This is a genomic window from Streptomyces sp. RG80, assembly GCF_040446465.1.
Taxonomy (GTDB): Bacteria; Actinomycetota; Actinomycetes; order Streptomycetales; family Streptomycetaceae; genus Streptomyces.
Window position 1 is genome coordinate 149,623 of sequence record NZ_JBEAAJ010000008.1, and the last position, 20,115, is coordinate 169,737.

At 71.3% G+C, this 20,115-nt stretch carries 21 protein-coding genes and 1 pseudogene; 10 read left to right on the forward strand and 12 right to left on the reverse strand.

The features are described from left to right. Window positions 1–184 precede the first annotated feature (184 nt). The 3 genes from ABKA17_RS27575 (at window position 185) to ABKA17_RS27585 (ending at window position 3,803) form a co-directional block, all read left to right on the forward strand. Window positions 185–1,315: an NADH:flavin oxidoreductase gene (locus ABKA17_RS27575; RefSeq protein WP_353694946.1), complete on the forward strand. Its 1,131-nt coding sequence runs from the start codon at window positions 185–187 to the stop codon at window positions 1,313–1,315. A 48-nt stretch (window positions 1,316–1,363) separates the two neighbouring features. Further along, entirely contained in the window at window positions 1,364–2,227 is an 864-nt protein-coding gene (locus ABKA17_RS27580; RefSeq protein ID WP_353694947.1) for a metallophosphoesterase, read from the forward strand. 115 nt (window positions 2,228–2,342) lie between these two features. Continuing rightward, on the forward strand, window positions 2,343–3,803 hold the full coding sequence (locus ABKA17_RS27585; RefSeq protein WP_353694948.1) for an MFS transporter: 1,461 nt from the start codon (window positions 2,343–2,345) through the stop codon (window positions 3,801–3,803). A 66-nt stretch (window positions 3,804–3,869) separates the two neighbouring features. Here ABKA17_RS27585 and ABKA17_RS27590 read toward each other — a convergent pair whose 3' ends face one another. The 6 genes from ABKA17_RS27590 to ABKA17_RS27615 form a co-directional block, all read right to left on the reverse strand. Further along, window positions 3,870–4,436, reverse strand: a complete 567-nt coding sequence (locus tag ABKA17_RS27590; RefSeq protein ID WP_353694949.1) for a hypothetical protein — start codon at window positions 4,434–4,436, stop codon at window positions 3,870–3,872. Between the two features lie 13 nt (window positions 4,437–4,449). Further along, window positions 4,450–5,127 (reverse strand): Uma2 family endonuclease, encoded by a 678-nt coding sequence (locus ABKA17_RS27595; protein WP_353694950.1) that lies wholly within the window; start codon window positions 5,125–5,127, stop codon window positions 4,450–4,452. 59 nt (window positions 5,128–5,186) lie between these two features. Continuing rightward, window positions 5,187–6,062: a hypothetical protein gene (locus ABKA17_RS27600; protein WP_502994400.1), complete on the reverse strand. Its 876-nt coding sequence runs from the start codon at window positions 6,060–6,062 to the stop codon at window positions 5,187–5,189. A gap of 221 nt (window positions 6,063–6,283) precedes the next feature. Next, window positions 6,284–7,255 carry an ankyrin repeat domain-containing protein gene (locus ABKA17_RS27605; RefSeq protein ID WP_353694951.1) on the reverse strand — a complete coding sequence of 324 codons (972 nt, stop codon included), beginning with the start codon at window positions 7,253–7,255 and terminating at the stop codon, window positions 6,284–6,286. Continuing rightward, window positions 7,252–7,434, reverse strand: a complete 183-nt coding sequence (locus ABKA17_RS27610) for a DUF397 domain-containing protein (RefSeq protein WP_353694952.1) — start codon at window positions 7,432–7,434, stop codon at window positions 7,252–7,254. Before ABKA17_RS27610 ends, ABKA17_RS27605 begins: the two co-directional genes overlap by 4 nt. Next, window positions 7,418–8,257, reverse strand: coding sequence for a helix-turn-helix domain-containing protein (locus ABKA17_RS27615; protein WP_353694953.1), 840 nt, complete (start codon window positions 8,255–8,257; stop codon window positions 7,418–7,420). Before ABKA17_RS27615 ends, ABKA17_RS27610 begins: the two co-directional genes overlap by 17 nt. A 116-nt stretch (window positions 8,258–8,373) precedes the next feature. Between ABKA17_RS27615 and ABKA17_RS27620 the strand changes: the two are divergent. Beyond that, a pseudogene (locus ABKA17_RS27620) lies at window positions 8,374–8,559 on the forward strand (hypothetical protein); the annotation flags it as partial. A 105-nt stretch (window positions 8,560–8,664) separates the two neighbouring features. Next, complete coding sequence (locus ABKA17_RS27625) at window positions 8,665–10,167, forward strand: subtype B tannase (RefSeq protein WP_353694954.1); 1,503 nt, start codon at window positions 8,665–8,667, stop codon at window positions 10,165–10,167. 39 nt (window positions 10,168–10,206) lie between these two features. On the opposite strand, the gene ABKA17_RS27630 is transcribed toward ABKA17_RS27625, so the two are convergent. From ABKA17_RS27630 to ABKA17_RS27640, 3 genes are all read right to left on the reverse strand, one after another. Further along, on the reverse strand, window positions 10,207–11,529 hold the full coding sequence (locus ABKA17_RS27630; protein WP_353695354.1) for a PTS transporter subunit EIIC: 1,323 nt from the start codon (window positions 11,527–11,529) through the stop codon (window positions 10,207–10,209). Window positions 11,530–11,563: 34 nt separating this feature from the next. After that, window positions 11,564–12,499: an N-acetylmuramic acid 6-phosphate etherase gene (gene murQ / locus ABKA17_RS27635; protein WP_353694955.1), complete on the reverse strand. Its 936-nt coding sequence runs from the start codon at window positions 12,497–12,499 to the stop codon at window positions 11,564–11,566. A gap of 64 nt (window positions 12,500–12,563) precedes the next feature. Then, window positions 12,564–13,496 carry a MurR/RpiR family transcriptional regulator gene (locus ABKA17_RS27640; protein WP_353694956.1) on the reverse strand — a complete coding sequence of 311 codons (933 nt, stop codon included), beginning with the start codon at window positions 13,494–13,496 and terminating at the stop codon, window positions 12,564–12,566. A 55-nt stretch (window positions 13,497–13,551) separates the two neighbouring features. Between ABKA17_RS27640 and ABKA17_RS27645 the strand changes: the two genes are divergently transcribed. Beyond that, entirely contained in the window at window positions 13,552–13,947 is a 396-nt protein-coding gene (locus tag ABKA17_RS27645; protein ID WP_353694957.1) for a DUF8819 family protein, read from the forward strand. Next, window positions 13,944–14,222: a DUF4031 domain-containing protein gene (locus ABKA17_RS27650; protein ID WP_353694958.1), complete on the forward strand. Its 279-nt coding sequence runs from the start codon at window positions 13,944–13,946 to the stop codon at window positions 14,220–14,222. The genes ABKA17_RS27645 and ABKA17_RS27650 overlap by 4 nt, the downstream gene beginning before the upstream one ends. On the opposite strand, the gene ABKA17_RS27655 is transcribed toward ABKA17_RS27650, so the two are convergent. Then, window positions 14,204–15,271 carry a GNAT family N-acetyltransferase gene (locus ABKA17_RS27655; protein WP_353694959.1) on the reverse strand — a complete coding sequence of 356 codons (1,068 nt, stop codon included), beginning with the start codon at window positions 15,269–15,271 and terminating at the stop codon, window positions 14,204–14,206. The genes ABKA17_RS27650 and ABKA17_RS27655 overlap by 19 nt on opposite strands. 26 nt (window positions 15,272–15,297) lie before the next feature. Continuing rightward, complete coding sequence (locus tag ABKA17_RS27660) at window positions 15,298–15,939, reverse strand: HD domain-containing protein (protein ID WP_353694960.1); 642 nt, start codon at window positions 15,937–15,939, stop codon at window positions 15,298–15,300. Window positions 15,940–15,974: 35 nt separating this feature from the next. On the opposite strand from ABKA17_RS27660, the gene ABKA17_RS27665 reads away from it, so the two are divergent. Together ABKA17_RS27665 and ABKA17_RS27670 are read left to right on the forward strand one after the other, a co-directional pair. Beyond that, on the forward strand, window positions 15,975–16,640 hold the full coding sequence (locus ABKA17_RS27665; RefSeq protein ID WP_353694961.1) for a maleylpyruvate isomerase family mycothiol-dependent enzyme: 666 nt from the start codon (window positions 15,975–15,977) through the stop codon (window positions 16,638–16,640). A 106-nt stretch (window positions 16,641–16,746) separates the two neighbouring features. After that, window positions 16,747–17,439 carry a copper homeostasis protein CutC gene (locus tag ABKA17_RS27670; protein ID WP_353694962.1) on the forward strand — a complete coding sequence of 231 codons (693 nt, stop codon included), beginning with the start codon at window positions 16,747–16,749 and terminating at the stop codon, window positions 17,437–17,439. A gap of 99 nt (window positions 17,440–17,538) precedes the next feature. Here ABKA17_RS27670 and ABKA17_RS27675 read toward each other — a convergent pair whose 3' ends face one another. Beyond that, window positions 17,539–19,587, reverse strand: coding sequence for a HelD family protein (locus ABKA17_RS27675; protein ID WP_353694963.1), 2,049 nt, complete (start codon window positions 19,585–19,587; stop codon window positions 17,539–17,541). Window positions 19,588–19,872: 285 nt separating this feature from the next. Between ABKA17_RS27675 and ABKA17_RS27680 the strand changes: the two genes are divergently transcribed. Further along, window positions 19,873–20,055: a hypothetical protein gene (locus ABKA17_RS27680; protein WP_353694964.1), complete on the forward strand. Its 183-nt coding sequence runs from the start codon at window positions 19,873–19,875 to the stop codon at window positions 20,053–20,055. Window positions 20,056–20,115: the final 60 nt, after the last annotated feature.

Genomic DNA, 20,115 nt, shown 5'->3' on the forward strand with positions numbered 1-20,115 from the left:
CTCCGGTTGATCAACGTCCTTTCCGAGGGCGGCACTTCCTGCGCAGGCAGGGGGTGCCGCCCTCGGGCGTTTTCGGGGTGTGAGGCGGGGTGTGAGGCGCCACACAGCCAGTTAGTTAAGGAGGTGCAACAATGCGTACGCACATACCAACTGGTCAGATGAGTCACCTCCAAGGAGCCCCCGCGTGACCGCCTCCGTCCCCGCCCCCGCCTCCCGCGCCGCCGAGATCCTCTCGCGGCCGATCTCGATCAACGGCCTGAACGTCCCCAACCGCATCGTCATGGCGCCGATGACGCGCATGTTCTCCCCGGGCGGCGTCCCGGGCGCGGACGTGGCCTCGTACTACGCGCGCCGGGCCGCCGCGGGCGTCGGTCTGATCGTCACCGAGGGGACGTACGTCGGCCACGACTCGGCGGGCGAGAGCAACCGCGTCCCGCGCTTCCACGGTGACGAGCAGCTCGCGGGCTGGGCGAAGGTCGCCGAGGACGTGCACGCGGCGGGCGGCACCATCGTCCCGCAGCTCTGGCACATCGGCATGACCCGCACCCCGGGCAAGGGCCCCGTCGCGGACGCCCCCGTGGTCGGCCCCTCCGGACTGCGGCCCGGCGCCGAGGAGCCCACCGGCCAGACGATGACCCAGCGCGACATCGACGACGTCATCGGCGCCTTCGCCGAGGCCGCCGCTGCCGCCGAGCGCATAGGGATGGACGGCGTCGAGATCCACGGGGCGCACGGCTACCTCGTCGACCAGTTCCTGTGGGAGGGCACGAACCGGCGTACCGACACCTACGGCGGTGACGCCGTCGCGCGGACGAAGTTCGCCGCCGAGATCGTGGCCGCCGTACGCGAGACCGTCTCGGCCGAGTTCCCGATCATCTTCCGCTACTCGCAGTGGAAGCAGGAGGCGTACCGCGCCCGGCTCGCCGAGACCCCGGAGGAGCTGGAGGCCATCCTGGCGCCGCTCGCCGCCGCCGGTGTCGACGCCTTCCACGCCTCCACCCGCCGCTACTGGCTCCCCGAGTTCGAGGGCTCCGACCTCAACCTCGCCGGCTGGACCAAGAAGCTCACCGGCAAGCAGGTCATCACCGTCGGCTCGGTCGGCCTCGACGGCGACTTCCTCAAGGGCTTCATGGGCGAGGGCTCCCCGCTCCGCGGCATCGACGACCTCCTGGACCGCCTGGAGCGCGACGAGTACGACATGGTCGCCGTCGGCCGCGCCCTGCTCCAGGACCCGGAGTGGGCGGCGAAGGTCTTGGCGGGCCGGACGGACGAGCTCAAGGCGTACGACGCGGCCGCGCTGAACTCCTTGAGCTGAGCCGTATTACCGGTGTGAGGATCCTCAACTCCCGCTAGCGTGCGGGAGATGAGGATCCTTCATCTCTCCGACACCCACCTCGAACGCGCCGACGCGCCCAACAAACACGGCGTCAACGCCCACGAGTCCCTGCGCCTGATGCTCACCGAACTCCGGCACGTGCAGGGCGTCGACGCCGTCGTCGTCACCGGGGACCTCGCGAACGACGGGGCGGTGGAGGCGTATACGGCGCTCCGGGAGCTGGTCGGCGAGTTCGCCCGGAGCAAGGGCGATGTGCCCGTGTTCTACACGACCGGCAACCACGACGAACGCGAGGCCTTCGCGAAGGTGCTGGGGAGCGGGCACCCGGAGCCCGGCCGGGTGCTGGAGTCCGCGGCGGGGGAGCGGGCCGCGGTGAGCTTGGTGGACGGGTGGCGGTTGGTCACGCTGGACTCGCTCGTGCCGGGGAAGGTGCACGGACACCTGAGCGTGGAGCAACTCGACTGGCTGCGCGAGGTGTTGGCGACCCCCGCGCCGCACGGCACGATCCTCGCCTTCCACCACCCGCCCTTCGCGCTGGACAACCCCCTCCAGCAGGTCTTCGGCCTCCGCAACCCCGCCGACCTCGCGGCGGCGGTCCGCGGCACCGACGTCAAGGTGATGCTCGTCGGCCACTTCCATCTCCAGCTGTGCGGCCTGCTGGAGTCGGTCCCGGTATGGGTCACGCCCGGCGTGGTCAACCGCATCGACCTGACGACGGCACCGGGGACCGAGCGCGCGGTGCGCGGGGCCTCGGCGTCCCTGGTCGTACTCGGCGGCCCCTCCGGCCCGCTGTTCCACACCTTCCACGCGCGCGACCCCCGGGCCCACGAGACGGTCTACGAGCTGGACGAGGACAAGGTGCGCTCCTTCGTGGAGCAGTACGGCGGCTGACGGTCGCTCCCGCAGACCGATGGCGCTGACCTGCGCCTCTTGGTTAAGTCAAGCAACTGACTTAAGGTTGCCTCGGTCAATTACTACCCTGCACTACCCTGACGGAGGCCCAGCCATGTCCGACGCTCCTGCCGCGGTGCCACGGTCGAACGCCGTGGTCGCGGTGCTGGCCTTCGCCGGAATCGTGGTCTCGCTGATGCAGACCCTGGTGATCCCGATCGTCCCCGAGCTGCCGAAGCTCCTGGACGCCCCGGCCTCCGACACCGCCTGGGCCGTCACCGCGACCCTGCTCGCCGCCGCCGTGGCGACGCCGGTCGTGGGCCGGCTCGGCGACATGTTCGGCAAGCGCCGCATGCTGCTGGTCAGCGTCGTGATGCTGGTCGCCGGCTCGGTGGTGTGCGCGCTGTCCGACTCCCTGATCCCGATGATCATCGGCCGGGCGCTCCAGGGCCTGGCCTCCGGTGTGATCCCGCTCGGCATCAGCATCATGCGCGACGAACTCCCCGCCGAACGCCTCGCCGGCTCCACCGCCCTGATGAGCGCCTCCCTCGGCATCGGCGGCGCGCTCGGTCTCCCGGCCGCGGCCCTCATCGCCGACAACTTCAGCTGGCACGTCCTGTTCTGGACCTCGGCCGCTCTCGGCGTGGTCGCCTTCGCGCTGGTGTCGCTCTTCGTCCCCGAGTCCCGGGTCCGCACCGGCGGCCGCTTCGACCTGGTCGGCGGCATCGGCATGGCGACCGGCCTGATCTGCCTGCTGCTCGGCATCTCCAAGGGCGCGGACTGGGGCTGGACCAGCGGCACGACGATCGGCCTCTTCGTCGCGGCGGTCGTCGTCCTGCCGGCCTGGGGCTGGTTCGAGCTGCGTACCGAACAGCCGCTGGTGGACCTCCGTACCACCGCCCGCCGTCAGGTCCTGGTCACCAACCTCGCCTCGATCGCGGTCGGGTTCGCGATGTTCGCCATGTCCCTGGTCCTGCCGCAGCTCCTCCAGCTCCCCGCGCAGACCGGCTACGGCCTCGGCAAGTCGATGCTGGTCGCGGGCCTGGTCATGGCCCCGTCCGGCCTGGTGATGATGGTGACGGCGCCGGTCTCGGCGGCGGTGTCGAAGGCGCGCGGTCCGAAGACGACGCTGATGATCGGCGCGCTGATCGTGGCGGCGGGCTACGGCCTCAACATCGTGCTGATGACCGAGGTCTGGCACTTCGTCCTCGCGGCCTGCGTCATCGGCGCGGGTATCGGCTTCACCTACGGCTCGATGCCCGCCCTCATCATGGGCGCGGTCCCGGCCTCGGAGACGGCCGCGGCGAACAGCCTCAACACCCTGATGCGGTCCATCGGCACCTCGTCGGCGAGCGCCATCGCGGGCGTCATCCTCGCCCAGATGACCACCGACTTCGGCGGATACGCGCTCCCCTCGGAGAACGGCTTCAAGGTGGTCCTCGCGGTGGGTGCCGGGGCGGCGCTGCTGGCGTTCGTGGTCGCGTCGTTCATCCCGCGGCAGCGGGTCGCGGGGGATTCGGCGGCGCCGGTTGCGGAGGACGCTGCGGAGGCGGCGGGGGTCGCCGCGAAGTCGTAGCCGGCGTACGGCAGTCGGGGCCCGTCGTGCAGGCTGCGGCGGGCTCTTCGGCGTCCGAAGGCGCGACTACAGGTTTCCCAGCGGCTCGATGTCCACCTTCACCGGGGTACCCCACACCCGCAGCACCTCGTAGTCGGTGAACTCGTGCACCAGCCGGTACGCCATCGCGGCGCGCGGCCCGCGGCGCTGGGCGGCGAGATAGATCTCGGCCTCACGCCGGTCCCGCCTCGGCGTACCGCACAGCTGCCACTCCTGCCCGTTCCACATCTCCGGCAGCCAGCGCTGCTGCGGCTGCGGCCGGTCCTCGCGGACCCCGTACCGGGAGGGGGCGGTGGCGGCACCGGTCTGCGCGGCGGGCCCGTTGATCTCGGCGCGGCGGGCGGCGCGGCGCCGGGTCTCGCAGAGCAGGCACAGGTCCGGGGCGTTCTCGTCGACCGGGCCGTTCGGGTGCTCGGCGCAACGGGTGGTGGGGGCGGCGGCGGTGACGCTGTCGTCGAGCAGGTCGAGGGCGCGCTTGATGTCGGCCTTGAACTCGTGGAGCTTGGCGTCGGGGGTGTCGGAGGAGAGGGCTTCGCCGTGCTCGCCGATGAGGCGCAGGGCTCGGCCCAGGGCGGTGAGCTGGGCGTGGTTCATGGGGGTCAGTGTCTCAGTCCGCGTAGTCCTTGAGCTTCTCGGTGTCGAGGGTGATGTTCACGGGGGCGGGGAGGTCGACCAGGGATCCGTACGGGTACGAGGGGTTCCGCTGGTAGGTCCCGTGCCTGGGGTCGCTGTGCACGACGAGTGTGTCGTTGTCGCGGTCGATCAGCAGGTAGACGGGGATACCGGCTTCCGCGTAGCCGCGGACCTTGTCGACCCGGTCGCGGCGGTCGGTGTCACGGTCGTGGGAGGTGACTTCGACGACCATGAGGACACCGTCCGGATCGGCCCAGTCCCCTTCCTGGGCGATGAAGTGATCGAGCGGCGCCAGTGCGCCGTCCGCACAGGCGTGCCCCTTGCGGTAGGCATCGATCTTGAGGCCTTGTTCCGGATACAGGGCCAACTCGGGGCGGAGTTGCAGGAACAGCCGCAGCAGCCACATGACGATGCCCCTGTGGCGTTGGTCCGGCAACGGTTTGACCTCTAGCTTTCCGTCGATGAGTTCGAGCTTGACCGCCTCGGGCGCCTTGCGGGCCAGTTCCTCGAAGTCCTCGACCGTGATGCGGTCGCCTTTGACGTACAGCCGCCCATGGACCAATTCGAGCCGAACGTTCTCCGGGGCCCTACGGGCCAGCTCCTCGAAGTCCTCGGCGGACATCTGCGGATGCTGGGCGGTGCTGGGGGTCATGGCGTCGCCTCCTCCCCTCCATGGTGCCCCGGGGCGGTGTCGGCGGACCGTCGGCGCTGTCATACGGGTGTCCCTTCCTGTCGCTTCTGGGTCATCGCGGCACGGATCTCCGCCGCATGGGCGTGGATCACGGGGGCGGGCAGGAGCGTGGCCAGGAGTACGGGCTCGCGTTCGTCCCGGCAGCCGCCGCACACGCCACCCGGCAGCGCCTCCGGACGGCCCGGCACACCGCACTTCGCGCACTCCAGGATCCGAAGGGCCGGACGTGGAGCGGGCCGTTCCGGTGGGAGTTTGCTGGTCAGGCGGCTGTGGACCAGGGCGGCCGGGCTGTGGACGGGGACGGGGAGACCGGCGGTCAGGACGTGGACGACGGTCTCGTCGGTGGCGCCCCGCTCGAACCACGGCGTGAGCAGCGGGGCGAGCCGGGTGCACTCGGCGTCGGAGAGGGAGAGCGCGGGGGCGCTGCGGCCGAGGGCGGCGAGGAGGATGTGGGCACGGGAACGGTTGGGTCGCTGCCGGTCCGGCGGCTCCTGCGGGACGTCGCCGCGCGTGAACGCGGCCCACCAGTCATCGCCTCGCGCGGTACGGGAGAACCACGATCGGGTGATCCATTGGCAGCTGCCGGACTTGGTGGTCAGTTGTTCGCGTCCGCGCCGCAAGTGCCCTTCCCGTTGCAGTCGGTTGAGGGCGGTACGGAGGGCGCACTGCCCGTACGGCAGCTGCTTGGCCAGCGTCTTTACGGAGATGTCGGCGCCGTCGGGGAGACGGTCCAGGTACGCGGCGACGGCGGCTTCGCGGGGCGGGAGGTGGGCGAAGTCGTGCGCGGTGCGGGGGCGTTGGTCGGGAGCGCTGCGTTTTCCGTATCCCGGGTTGGCCATCGGGTGCGGGGAAGCGTGCGCGGGCAGGGAGGCAGGACTAAGCTGGGCGTCAGCCATGGGATCGAAATTGTCCTTCGATCTTGTAGGTCAAGCCCCCGCAGGTGTTGCTAGCACCTGGCGGGGGCTGTTTGTTGTTGCGAACGCTAGACGATCGTGACTCTGCGTGGCAAGCCGAACGCGGGAAGTCAACTCGGGGGGAGGGAGGGCGGGTTGAGGCCCGTCTCCCATTCAAAGCAAAGAGGGCTCGGAGCTGGTGGCTTGAGCTTCGGGGGCGTTTCTCAGGTGGCCCAGTAGTCGCGTTCCGGCAACTCCACCCAGTGGTCCGGTGGGCCCGTCACCGCCCTGGCGTCCGTCGGGCGCAGTCCCGCGTACGCGATCGAGAAGGTGGCCGCGCTGTAGTGGTGGACGTACGAGAACAGGGTCTCTTCGGGGGTGTCCTCCTCGTACGGGCCGCCGCCCGGGTGGAGGTCCCAGCCGTCGTTCTCGCCGTCGCGGTAGATGTAACCCTGGTTGCCGCTCTTGGGGTTGGCGTAGAGGCCGTAGCAGACCGTGCCCAGGGAGAGGGGTTTCAGTACGCCGGGGCGGCTCGCGCCGAAACCCCAGGGCTGGGCGAGTATGCAGCCGCCCGGCACCGTCGTGACGCCGACGAGGTGGAGGATCTCGCCCACGTCGTAGTCGTAGGGGTCCTCCAGGATCTCGGCTGTCTGCTCCGGGTTCGCCGGTGTCGCCGACAGGCGGCGGATCGCTTCCTCGGCGTCGATCCCGGCGACGCAGGCGAGGCTGTAGCCGTCGTGGTCGAGGGTGCCGAGTGCCTCGTGGAGGCGGCGCCCCTCGTCGGCCACCGCCCGCTGCGCCGGGGTCAGTTCGGGTACGCCCTCCGGCAGCGGGCGGAACAGGTCCGGGTCCGGCCCGGCGAGGCTGAGCCGGCCCGGGGACCAGCCGCCGAAGACGGTCCGCCAGGGGTCGGCACCGGCGGCGGCCAGGGCGCGGGCGTTGTCCGTACGGTCCGACACCACCGCGTCCCACAACGCCGTCGTGCCGTTCTCCAGCGCGTCCACGTCCGCCACCCGCCGGGCCAGTTCCGCGACGACCTCCGGCGAACCGGACAGCACCGCCCGATGCAGGGGACGCGTCCCACCCACCCCCCACCGCTCCGGATCGGCCCCCGCGTCGAGCCGCCGCCGTACGTCGTCGTAGTCCTGCCAGCCCCGGTAGTCCATCCCGGCCCAGCCGCCGCCCCGACCAGTCACTTCATGCCCTCAATGAAGGCGGTCCAGGCCGGTGCTCGGAACGTGAGCCTCGGGCCCTCGGGGTTCTTGGAGTCACGGACGGGGACGGTGGTGGGGTGCCCGGCGGCTACTTCGAGGCAGTCGCCGCCGCTGCCGCCGCTGTAGCTGGACTTGTACCAGGTCTCAGAGATGCTCCTCATGGGCGTAATCCTGCGCCAACGCATCGATCAGAGCCAGGGACTTCTCCTGCGAGAGCGCAGAGGCCACCAGGAGATCGAAACGGAACCGCAGTTGGGTGACCGTTGCAGGGTCGTCCTCCAGCCGTCCGGCGCCGATCCACTCGAAGTAGACCAACGGAGGCGCGTCCTCGAACTCCATCAGCTTGAGGGCGCCTTCCATCGCGGCGTGCGCTCCCGCGCTGAGCGGCAGTACTTGCACGACGACGCGACTTCGGTCGGTCAGGTCGGCGATGTGGCGCAGGGCTTCCGCCATCACAGCCGGGCCGCCGGTCTTCCGGCGCAATGCCGCTTCGTCAAGCACGACCCACAACAACGGCCTTGTTGGGTTGTCGAGTAGACGGGCTCGCTCCATTCGGCTTTCCACCCACGCGTCGACCGTTTCCTTCGGTGTCGTCGGGTCGTATGCGCGGATCACGGCTCGTGCGTACGCGGGTGTTTGCACCAGCCCTGGGATCAGAAGCGGCGCGTACTGCCGGATCACCGTGGCCTGCGCCTCCGCCTCCGCGGCCTCGGCGAAGTGCTCCGGGTACTTGGACTTGGCCGCCGCCGTGCAGTTCCGCTGGAAGAAGCCCTCGGTGCCGAGTACGTCGTCCAGTAACCGCGCATAGTCGGGCTGCATCCTCCGCGTCCCCGCCTCCAGTTGCCCGATGAACGTGCCGCTCACGAACAGCCGTTGCCCCAGTTCGTCTTGGCTGAGCCCCGCCTTCTCTCTCGCGTGCCGTAGCTCCGCGCCCAGCAGTGCTCGTGGTGACGACGACGGGTCGAGGTCCTTCGGTCCCGGCATGGGCAACTCCCGGTGAAACAGCCGTGGTTGTTGGGTGGCCGCGTATGGCCAGGTTAGAGGCCTGTCCGCCACGCTGTGTTGCGAATTACGAACCCAGCGTGAAAGTGGAGGCAAGTGTGCGTTCGACCGAAGAAGTCGTCGAGGCCCTGAGGGAGGCCCTCGTGGGCGCCGGGGTCGTTCTCCCCTCGCTGTGCGTGGATCCCGTGACCGCCGCCACCGGCGAACCCTTCGCCCTCGTCGAGCTCGGCCGCTGCAATGTCCGTACCGCCGAGCGGCTGGCCTCCGTGCTGCTGGCTGAGAAGTCTCTGAAAGCCTCAGGAATCTAGGGCAATATTGCTGACAATATTGCGAACGATTGCTTCCATGGGGCCACCCGGTTCACCGAGCCGCGACGAACAGGAGACGACGTGCAGCGCAGAACAGTGGTCAAGGGACTCACCGCAGCCGCGGCGGTACCGGCGGCGGTCGGTCTCGCGTCCGGTACCGCCCGGGCGGCGACGCGTACGGCCGCCACCGACGACTCGCTCGTCTTCGACCCGGCCGCCTACACCGAGCAGGCCATCGCCATCACCGACACCGCGGGCACCGCCCACGACGTGGTCTACCGCTTCTACAAGGTCGCCTCGTACGTCGCGAACCCCGTCGACGCGACCTATCAGTCCCTCAACGTCAGCGTTCCGGTCTCCATCGACGGCACCGCCGTGGACGCCTCCGGCGCGCCCATCCTCTTCGCCAACTCGGTCGGCGGTTACATGCCGTCGTCCGTGTCGGGCAGGACCGGCATCACCGCCACCGGTATGGGCGGCGGCACCAGTCGGCAGGGGCTCGCCCTCGCCGCCGGGTACGTCGTCGTCGAGCCCGGAGCCCGTGGCCGTACCCTCGTCGACTCCGCCGGTGTCTACTACGGCACCGCGCCCGCCGCGATCGTCGACCTCAAGGCGGCTGTTCGGTATGTGAAGTTCAACAAGGGGCGCATACCCGGGAACGTCAACCGGATCGTGTCCTCCGGTGTCAGCGCAGGCGGTGCCCTGTCCTCGCTTCTCGGCGCGTCCGGCGACAGCCCGTTGTATGACTCGTACCTCGCGGAGCTGGGCGCGGCGCCCGCCTCCGACGCCATCTTCGCCACCGGCGCCTGGTGCCCGATCACCGACCTCGAACACGCCGACATGGCGTACGAGTGGTGCTGGGGGAGCAATCCGCTGGGCAGCGGCGCGCAGGTCGACCGGACGATCTCCACCGCGCTGAGCGCGGCTTACGGCGACTACCTCGCCTCCCTCAAGCTCTCCGCGAAGGGCTTCGGCCGGCTCACCGTCCGCAATGTCGACGACTACCTGCTGAAGACGTTCATGCAGCCGTCGGCCACGAAGTACCTCGCGGCGCTGTCGGACGCGGACCGTGCCGCCTACCTCGCCGCCAACCCGTTCATCACCTGGGCGGGCGGCAGGGCGACCTTCACCTGGGCCGACTTCCTCACCCATGTCGGCGCGCGGAAGAAGAACACCCCGGCGTTCGACGACTTCGCCATGGCCAGTCCCGAGACCAACCTGTTCGGCACCGGCACCACCAGGGCCCGCCACTTCACCCTCTACAGCCTCCGCCACGCGAACGGCGACAGTGCCCGCCTCGATGCGGACATCCCGGCCAAGCTGCATCTGATGAACCCGATGTACCACCTGGTCGACAAGGTCAACGGCAGCCGTGCCAAGCACTGGTGGATCCGCCTTGGCACCAAGGACTCCGACACCTCGCACACGGTCGCCGGCAACCTCTCCGCCCGCCTGACCGCCCTCGGCGACGACGTGAACACCTCCTACTACTGGGACGCGGGCCACGGCGCCGACCAGGACCCGGGCGACTTCATCAGCTGGATCGCGAAGGTGACGGGTCACCGGAGCAGGCCGAAGAAGTGACCTGACGCCCGGCGCCCGCGGTTCAAGGGTCCCCGAGGTCTATCGGCCTCGGGGCAGCCCGAAGACGTACGTCGCCCCGAAGCCGACCGCATACCCCGTCGCCAGCCCGCCCCCGTAGATCGCCACGGCCGCGCCCAGACCCCCGTCTCCCGCCAGCAGCGGGAACAGCGCCCACCCCGACGGGCCGATGGCCGTGGCTCCCACCCGTTCCCCGAGCATCGCGAACAGTCCGACGAAGGCGCCCCCGGCCGCTCCGCCCACGCAAGCCGTCAGGAACGGGCGTCCCAACGGCAGTGACACCCCGTAGATCAACGGCTCGCCCACGCCCAACAACCCCGCCGGGAGCGCCGATCTGATCGTCGTACGCAGGGACTCGTCGTGGCGCAGGCGGACGTAGACCGCCAGACAGGCGCCGACCTGGCCCGCGCCCGCCATGGCGAGGAGGGGGAGGAGGGCCGTCGAGCCCTGTTGTTCGATCAGGGTGGTGTGGATCGGGATCAGGGCCTGGTGGAGGCCCAGCATCACCAGGGGGAGGAACAGGCCGCCCAGGACCAGGCCCGCGAACGCGCCTGTGGTCGTCAGCAGCCAGTTCGCTCCCGTGCCGATCGCCGTGGAGACCGCGCCGGCCGTGTACATGAGGACGTAGAGCGTGGCCAGGCCGGAGACCAGGATCGTCAGGGTCGGGGTGAGCAGGACGTCCAGGGTGCCCGGCAGCCGTCGGCGGCAGTACTTCTCCACGTACGTGCCGAGGAGCGCCGCCGCCAGCGCGCCCAGCACCCCGCCCTGACCGGGCGCGAGCGTCACGCCGAACGCCGTCACCTTCGCCACGCCGGGGTACACGACCACGGCCGCCACCGCGCCGCCCAGCACCGGGGTGCCGCCGAACTCCTTCGCCGTGTTGTGGCCGACGAAGACCGCGATCAGGGCCATGAAGGCGGTGGCGATCGCGGCGAGGGCCGGGGTGAGGGAGGGGAGCCAACCCAGGTTCAGGAGAAGGCCGTTGAGGCCCGCCAGGATTCCGCAGCCGATCAGTGCCGGGATCAGCGGCACGAAGACGTTCGCCACGCGCCGCAGCGCCAGCTTCACCGGGGTCGCGTTGCGGGCTTTCTGCGCCTCCTTCAGGGTCCGCTGCCGTAGCAGCGCCTCGAAGTCGGCCGTCACCCTCGCCACCACCCCCGGGCCCAGCACGATCTGGTACGACGTGTCGTCCTCGACCACGCCCAGGACGCCGGGGAGCGCTCTGAGGGCCTCGCCGTCGACGAGCGAGCGGTCCGCCAGGCCCAGGCGGAGGCGGGTCATGCAGTGGGCGACGGAGGTGATGTTCGCGGGGCCGCCGACCAGGGGGAGGAGGGCGGCGGCCATGTCGGTGGAGGTAGGCACTCCCCGAGCGTGCTGGTCAGCCGCCCGCCGCCGCCAGCGCGGCACGCAGATGACCGCCGGACTCCTCCAGAAGGCGGGTGGCGGTCGGGCCGTCGACGCCGGTGAGGATCGCCAGGATCGCGTTCTTCACCTCGCCGTCCGTGGCCGCCAGGGCCCGCTCGATCTCCTCGTCCGCCGCGCCCGTGGCGAGCGCGACGATACGGCGGGAGCGGGCGCGCAGCTTGTCGTTGGAGGCGCGTACGTCGACCATGAGGTTCCCGTACGTCTTGCCCAGCCGGATCATCGTGATCGTCGAGAGCATGTTGAGGACCAGCTTCTGGGCCGTGCCCGCCTTCAGGCGCGTCGACCCCGTGAGCAGCTCCGGTCCCACGACGATCTCGATGCCGTGGTCGGCCGCCGCGGCGAGCGCGCTGTGCGCGTTGCAGGACAGGCCGACCGTCAACGCGCCCCGGGCGCGGGCGTGTTCGACGGCGCCGATCGCGTACGGGGTGCGGCCGGAGGCGGAGACGCCGACCACCGTGTCGGAGGGCCGCAGACCGAGCGCGTCGAGGTCGGCCCGCGCCAGCTCCTTGGAGTCCTCGGCGCCCTCGACGGAGGTGACCATCGCCTCGGGGCCGCCCGCGATCAGGCCGACGACCTGCGCGGGGTCGGTGTTGAAGGTCGGCGGACACTCGGAGGCGTCCAGTACGCCGAGGCGACCGGCGGTACCGGCACCGGCGTAGACCAGTCGGCCGCCCCGGCTCATCCGGGCGGCGATGTCCTCGATGGCGGCGGCGATGGCGGGCAGTCCGGCGGCGACCGCGGCGGCCACGGTGGCGTCCTCCGCGTTCATGAGCCGGGCGATGTCCAGGACCGGGAGCCGGTCGATCTCGGCCAGCTCCGGACGGAAGGCCTCGGTGGTCAGAGTTTCCAACTCGGAGCGCAGATCACGGGGGTTGGAGGTGGAAGTCATGGGGGGCGGCTCTTTCGGTGGCGAACTGAACTGATGGCGTACCTACGGCCGGCGTGTCTACGGATCAGGGCTTGCCGCGGTGTCGATGTGCCAACGCCTCGTAGGACGCGGCGAGCGCGGGAGCCGCGGTCTCGTACGTCCGTTGCGCCACCCCCACGAACAGACAGTCCACCACCAGCAGCTGGCTCGTCCGCGACGACATGGCCGCGGGCCGCAGTTCACTCTCCCGCGCCGTGGACGTCGTCAGTACGTGGTCGGCGTACTGCGTGACCGAGCTGTCCGGGCGTCCGGTGATCGCCACCGTCGCCGCCCCGCGCTCGAAGGCGACCCGCAGCGGCTCGATGACATCGCCGGTGGCGCCCGAGTGCGTGATCGCGATCGCCATGTCGCCCGCCCGCAGCTGCACCGCGTTCGTCACGGCGAGGTGGGGGTCGTGGTGGGCGTGGGCTATGAGGCCTATGCGCAACAGCTTCTGGACGAGGTCCTGGGCGACCAGGCCGGACGCGCCGACGCCGTAGACGTCGATCCGGCGGGCGGTCGCGGCCGCCGTCACCGCGGCGGCCAGCTGGACCGTGTCCAGACCGGCCGCGGTGTCGGCGAGGGTCTGCTGCTCGTCGTAGGCGAGTTTCGCCACCACGTCGGCGAGGGGGTCGTCGACCGCGATGTCGGTCGTGATCGCGGGCGCCCGGCCGGACTGCTGCTGGGCGGCGAGGCCGGCGAGGGCGAGGCGGAGGTCGCGGTATCCGGGGTAGCCGAGGATGCGGGCGGTGCGGACGACCGTGGCCTCGCTGGTGCCGGTGAGTTCGGCGAGGCCGGTGACCGTGAGAGCCGCGCAGCCCGCGGGGTCACCGGCGACGGCCTCGGCGACGCGCTGCATGGAGCGGGTCATCGAGGGCGCCAGGGTGCGCACCTTGGCGGCGAGGGCGGCGGGGGCCGGCGGGGCGGTGCTCGCACCTCCCGGGCCGCTGCCGAAAATTTCCTTCACTTCCTGGGTCACATATGAAAGATATTTTCGGCTCGGTGTTGTGGTCAAGAGTGCGCACAATGGGTGCATGAATCCCTCCGGCCTCCCCATCAGCCCTCTGGAGCAGGCGTTGCACGCGGCACGCGCCCTGGTGCTCGCCGACCTCGTCGCGGGCCAGGTCGCCGAGGCGGACGTGGTGTCGCTCGTGGAGGAGTCCGTCGTACAGCGCCGCTGGTGGGTGGAGCAGTGGCCGGAGGGGGCCGGGTTCGTGTCCGGGCTGGTCGCCCAGGACGTACAGGACGCGCTCCTCGAGCGGTACGGGCGGTGGCCGCTGTGCCCGGTGTGCGGGGCGGGTGATCCGCACGCCCTCGAGGTCGAGCCGGAACTCGGGCCCGACCCGCACTGGGTCTGCCACAAGGCGGGCGTGAAGGTCGCCGCGGTGGGCGCGCTGGGCTCGGCAACCGGCGGGATGACGTCCTCGTGACCATATACATCGACCCGCCCGCGTGGCCGGGGCACGGCCGTATGTGGTCCCACCTGGTGAGCGATGTCTCCTACGCCGAACTACAGGCGTTCGCCGACGGGTTGGGCGTGCCGCGCCGGGCCTTCGAGCGGGACCACTACGACATCCCCTCGCACCGCTACGCCGAGGTGGTGGCCGCCGGCGCCGTGGAGGTCAGCAGCCGCGAGGTTGTGCGGCTGCTGACGGAGTCGGGGCTGCGTGTGCCCAAGGGGCGGGCTCAGCGCCCGAGTTCGTAGGCGATCACTTCCGCGTCCTCGCTGGCCTTGGTGAACCCCACCCGGGAGACCACCCCTTGGGAGGGGATGTTCGCCCGGTCGATCGTCGCGAAGAGGGTGTGTACGTCGTCCCGCGCCAGCGCCCACTCGGACAGCGCGCGCAGCGCCTCCGTGGCGTAGCCCCGGCCGCGGACGCCCTCCACGAGGTCGTAGCCGATCTCCACCCGGCCCTCCTCGTCGGGCGCGCCGTGGAAGCCCATGCCGCCCACCGCGAGGTCGTCCTCCCGGCGGACGAGCACGAACAGGCCGAACTCCGGCCGGTGCACGCCCGCTTCGTACGCCTTCAGCACCATCCCGGACGCCTCCCGCGTCCCCTGGTACGGCCCGCCCACGACCCAGTCGAAGCCGCCCGAGCCGCCCGCGGCCAGGTCGGCGGCGGCCGCGGGTGAGACGCCCTCCAGGGTGAGCCGGTCGCTGTCCAGGACGAGGTTGTTGTTCCAGCGCCACGCGGTGACCGGGGCGCGGCCGGGCAGGTCACCGCGGCCGGTGGCCCACAGCAGGGTGCGCCAGGGGTCGGCGCCGGGCTGGATGTGCGGGAAGATCCGCGTCAGCACGTACTCGGGAAGGTGCGCGGGCGGCTCGTACGGCAGGCCGAGGCCCTCCGCGATGTCGTGCGCGTGCAGCAGCGCCTCGGCGATGCCCATCGCGGCGAAGCCCTCGCGGCCGGCGCTGCGGAAGGGGTAGGGGTGGAAGGCGCGGACGTGCCGGGGGGTGGTGCGGAGCGTGGTCGCGAGCAGGACGCCGGTCGTCTCGACGACCTGGATGATCCCGGCGTTGTCGGTGCCCTCTTCGAGGATGATCTCGAAGGGCACGTAGTCGTCCTGCGCCCGGCCCGCCAACTGCCCCGCGTACGCGATCAGATCCTCCGCGATGTGCGTCGCCGTCTCACGGCAGCTCCACTCCAGCCAACCGGCCCGCACACCGGCCCAGTCCCGGTCCACCGCCGTCCGCAACAGTGCCACCGCGCTCGCGACGGCTTCTGTCACCCGTTCCCCACCCATGTCTGCCATGCGGGCAGGCTAAGGCGCCGCACCCCTCAGGGCGAAAGTATTTCGAGTTCGGCGGCGAGGTTGTAGCGGGCCGTGGCCTCCCACTCCGCCTGGCCGTACGGCGTCCTGAACAACCGCGGCAACTCCAGGAGCTGCCGCAGCACCGCGGCCCGGCCCTCCCGGAACGCGTCGCTGGGCACGAAGCCGTACTCCTCGCGGACGGCGGCCGTGTAGGCGGCGTACGTCTGCGGCGACGCCGCCAGGATCGCGAGATCCGCGTCGCACAGCACCTCGCCGTCGCGGTCGCCCTCGGCGGGATCGTGGGTGACGGTGAGCCGGACGAGCCGGGCGACCTCGGCGGTCTTCGCCTCGGAGACTCCGGCTTCGGGGAGGGCGCGTTCGGCTAGGCGGGCGGAGCGTTCCTCGTTCTCCGACCGGTCGGGCAGGTACACCGCGTCGTGGAACCAGGCCGCCAGCCGGACCACGTCCGGGTCGTCCGCGTACTTCTCCAGTACGTCGACGTGGTCGAGGACCACGGTGAGATGCGTGAGCGTGTGGTACCGGCGCTGCGGCTCCTGCCAGCGGGTGAGGAGGTTGTCGGCGTAGGGGTCGGGATCGGGGCCGCTGGGGCCCCGGGCCCCTTCCAGGGTCCGGCGGAAACGGGCGCGCAGGGCATCGGGATCGGCCATGTTCCGATTGTCCCGCGCGCCCTAGCGTGAGGGGCATGACTTCTGCTGAGGTACGCGACCCCGGCCTGCCCGGCCTCCTCCTCGCCACCGAGCGGGACGCACTGATCCCGCTGCTGCGCTCCCGCCCCGACGCCGACTTCGCCCTGCCGACCAGGGCCTGTCCGGGCTGGACGGTCCGGGACGTGCTCGCGCACTGTTCGTCCGCGCTGATGCGGGTGGTGGAGGGCCGGTTCGAGGAGGGCGTGTTCTCGCCCGAGTCCAACGACCGGGACATCGCCGAGCGCGCCGACTGGAGCAACGCGCGGGTCGTCGACGAGCTGGAGCGCGGGATGACCGAGGCGGGCCCGGTGATCGCCAAGGCGGGCGGGGCGCTGGACGGGATCGCGCTGGGCGAGTGGGTGCACGCCGGAGACGTACGGGACGTCCTCGGGGAGCCGGGCGCGTACGGCGGACCCGGGCTGCCCCACGCGCTCGCCCTCCTCGCCCGGCTCACCCGGGAACGGGGGCGCCTGCCGGTCCACGCCGACCTGGACGACCGGGACGAGCCGCTCACGCTGGGCGCCGCGTCGGGGGAGCGGACCCCGGCCCGCTTCATCGGCGACGCCGCCACCCTCGTACGGCTGTACGCGGGGCGCCCGGTGACGGGGCGGACGTACGAGCTGGCGGGGGCGGAGGCGGGGGAGCTGGTGATCTTCGGGTGAGGCGTGGGTTCTGGTGATCTTCGGGTGGGGTGGGCGTAGGCTGGAGATTGGACTAGACCTGTAGTCGTCGATTTCCTCGCCGTCCTCCGCCAACGAATGGGGTCCCATGAGCAAGCGTGCAGTCCTGGAGGTGATCGCCCTCGATGTCGAGGACGCGCTCGCGGCTCAGGCCGGGGGCGCGGACCGGCTGGAGCTGGTCACCGACATGGCGGCCGACGGCCTGACCCCGTCCGTGGAGACCTTCGCCGGGATCCGGGGCGCCGTGGACGTCTCGCTGCGCGTGATGCTGCGGCTCACCGACGGCTTCGCGGCCGGGGACGCCGAGCGGCTGGTGCGGGTGGCCCGGGAGCTGCGGGCGGCCGGGGCGGACGAGTTCGTGCTCGGCTTCCTCGACCCGGAGGGCGGCGTGGACCTCGGCGCGGTGGAGCGGATCGTCGCGGAGCTCGACGGGTGCCGGTGGACCTTCCACCGCGCCATCGACCACGCGGCCGACCGGGACGCGTTGCGCAAGCAGCTCGCCGACCTGCCGGGCCTGGACACCTACCTGACCGCCGGTTCCGCGACGGGCGTGGACGAGGGCCTCCCGACCCTCCTCGCGGAAGCGGGAAGGGCCGGGGAGCCCGGATACGAGCCGGAGATCCTGGTCGGCGGCGGACTGACCCTCGAACACGTACCGCGGCTACGGGCCGCGGGGATCGGCGCCTTCCACATCGGGGGCGCCGCGAGGCCCGGAGGCTGGACGGCTCCGGTCTCGGTCACGGCCGTGGAGGAGTGGCGCCGCGTCCTGGACGCGGGCTGAGCGGAGCCGCCCAGGGGGCTAGGGCCTGTCGTTTGGATCAGGTCGGCCTTGAGAAACAGTGCTTCCGGGGCGACGCCGAGCTGATCCAGACGACAGGCCCTAGGCCAGCTGCGCCGGCAACGGCGCCGCGTGCGCGACGATCAGCCCCGACACCGCCCGGGTCAGCGCCACGTACAACCGCCGCAAGCCCGTCCGTTCGTCCGGCTCCCCGTCCACCACCGCCTGCGGCTCGTCCAGCACGACATAGTCGTACTCCAGACCCTTCGCGAGCGACGCCGGCACCAGCGTGAGCCGGGTCTCGGCGGTGGTCTCCTCGCCGGGCGCCAGAAACCCGATCCCCGCCGCCGTCAGCGCCGACGCCAGCGCCGGGATCCGGGCGTCGGCCGCGATCAGCCCGGTCGACCCCTCGTTGCCGAGCAACTCCTCGCACGCGGCGACCACTTCGCCCGTACCGCCGACCTCGCGGAGGTCGAAGAACCCCGGGTTCTCACGCACCGAGGCGACCGGGGTGAGCCCCGGCGCGATGTGCGGGAGCAGCCGGGAGGCGTAGGTGATGACGTCCGTGGGCACGCGGAAACCGGCCGTCAGCTCCTCGACCACACCGTCGGACTTGCCGAGGTGGGCGAGGGCCTCGTCCCAACTCCGGGTCGCCCAGGGCGTGGTGCCCTGCGCCAGGTCGCCGAGGACCGTCGCCGAACCGGTCGAGCAGCGGCGGCCGACCGCGCGGTACTGCATCGGCGACAGATCCTGCGCCTCGTCCAGCACCACATGGCCCAGCGAGTGCGTGCGCTCGACGACATCCGTCGCCTCGTCGATCAACACCGCGTCCGCGGAAGACCACTTGGCCGACTTCACCGAACGCACGGGCTTGGCCCACAGGATCGTCTTCCGCTCGTCCTCGTCGAGGACGCCTTCCGCGTGTACGGCGAGGAAGTCCGCGTCCGTGAGCAGGCGCAGGACGAGCTTCGCGGGGTCGACCGGCGGCCAGATCTCCTTCACGGCCGCCTTCACCGCCGCGTTGCGGGCCACCGAGTCCTGCACCCGGTCGTCCGGGGCCTCGCCCGAGCGCTCCATCTGCACCAGCACGGCGTGCGCGATGCGCTGCGGAAGGGCCTCGCGGGCGGCGCCGTAGCGGATGTCGCGGTCCAGCAACTCACGGACGATGCCCTCGAGTTCGTACGCCGGGACCCGCCACCGCCGGGACCCGCGCACGACGACGACCGGTTCCGTGGGCATCGTCACGTGCGAGTAGACGGCACGCCGGAGCACCTCCGCCATCCTCGCGTCGCCCTTGACGACCGCCGCGGCCGCGTCGTCGGTGCCCCGCACCTCCGCGCCCGGGGCGACCAGGTCGTCGACGGTGGCCTGCTTGACAGCCAACTCGCCGAGCGCCGGGAGGACTTGCTCGATGTAGTGCAGGAAGGACCGGTTCGGCCCGATGACTAGGGTGCCGGTGCGGGCGAGCCGCTCGCGGTGGGCGTAGAGGAGATAGGCGACCCGGTGCAGACCGACCGCCGTCTTCCCGGTCCCCGGACCTCCCTGCACACACACGGTCCCGCCGAGCCCGGACCGTACGATCTCGTCCTGCTCGGGCTGGATCGTGGCGACGATGTCCCGCATCGGGCCGACGCGGGGCCGCTCGATCTCCTGCTGGAGGAGCTTGCTGGTGGTGGCCTCCGACGGATCAGCCGGGTCGGAGAGGTGCTCGTCCTCGTACGCCGTGATGTCGCCGCGGGTGTACCCGAAGCGGCGGCGCAGGCCGACGTCCATCGGGTCCTTCTTGGACGCCCGGTAGAACGGCTGCGAGACCGGCGCGCGCCAGTCGATGACCATCGGGTCGCCGTCGTGGTCGTGGACGTGCCGCCGCCCGATGTAGAACCGCTCTCCCTCCGCGCCCTCGGCCTGGTCGGCGCCGGGTGCGTGCAGGTAGTCGAGGCGGCCGAAGAACAGCGGGGTCTCGCTGAGGTCGGCGAGCGCCTTGATGCGCTCGTCGATCTGGCGGGCGAGGACCTCGGCGTTGACCCAGTTCGCGGTCACATCGCTGATGTCCAGGGACTCGACGTCCTCGCGCATGGCACGCAGGGCGGCGCGGGACCGGGCGAGGTGGGAGCGTTCGCGGCCGAGGGGGTCGTCGACGGGCGTGGACAAGGGGGTGCCTCCGAAGGTGCTGCGGGCTGGGTGGCTGCTGCGAGGTGCCGACCGGTTTCCGTCCGGTCGGCGGCGCTCCGAAGGGGAGGCGGGCAAGAGCGGGATTTTACGGGAGGGCGGGGTGCGGTCGCGAATGCATTTCGGCGGCCCCGATGGCCCGGCCCCTAGGGGATCACCCCTCCCTCCGGTGGGGGAGGCTCCACCCTCGGGGTGTACCCAGGTAGCAGAGGAAGTGGGGCCCTGGGACCGATGCCCTCCTTATGCCTGCGGAGCCACCATGGAGACATGAGTGCAGCGACCTTCACCCCAGCCCCCGGTCGCCCTTCCGGAGCGACCTCCCTCACCGGCGACCACACCGGCCACCGACTCGGCAACGCCCTGCGCGCGATCCGCGTCTTCGCCGGTGCCGCGTTCGACGTCCTCATACTCGGCGAGTACAGCGAGGAAGCGGGCGTCCGCCGGAAGTAGCCGGGCCTCCGGCGAAAGCCCGGGTCGGAAGCCCGGATCGGAAGTCGGAAGCCCGGGTCG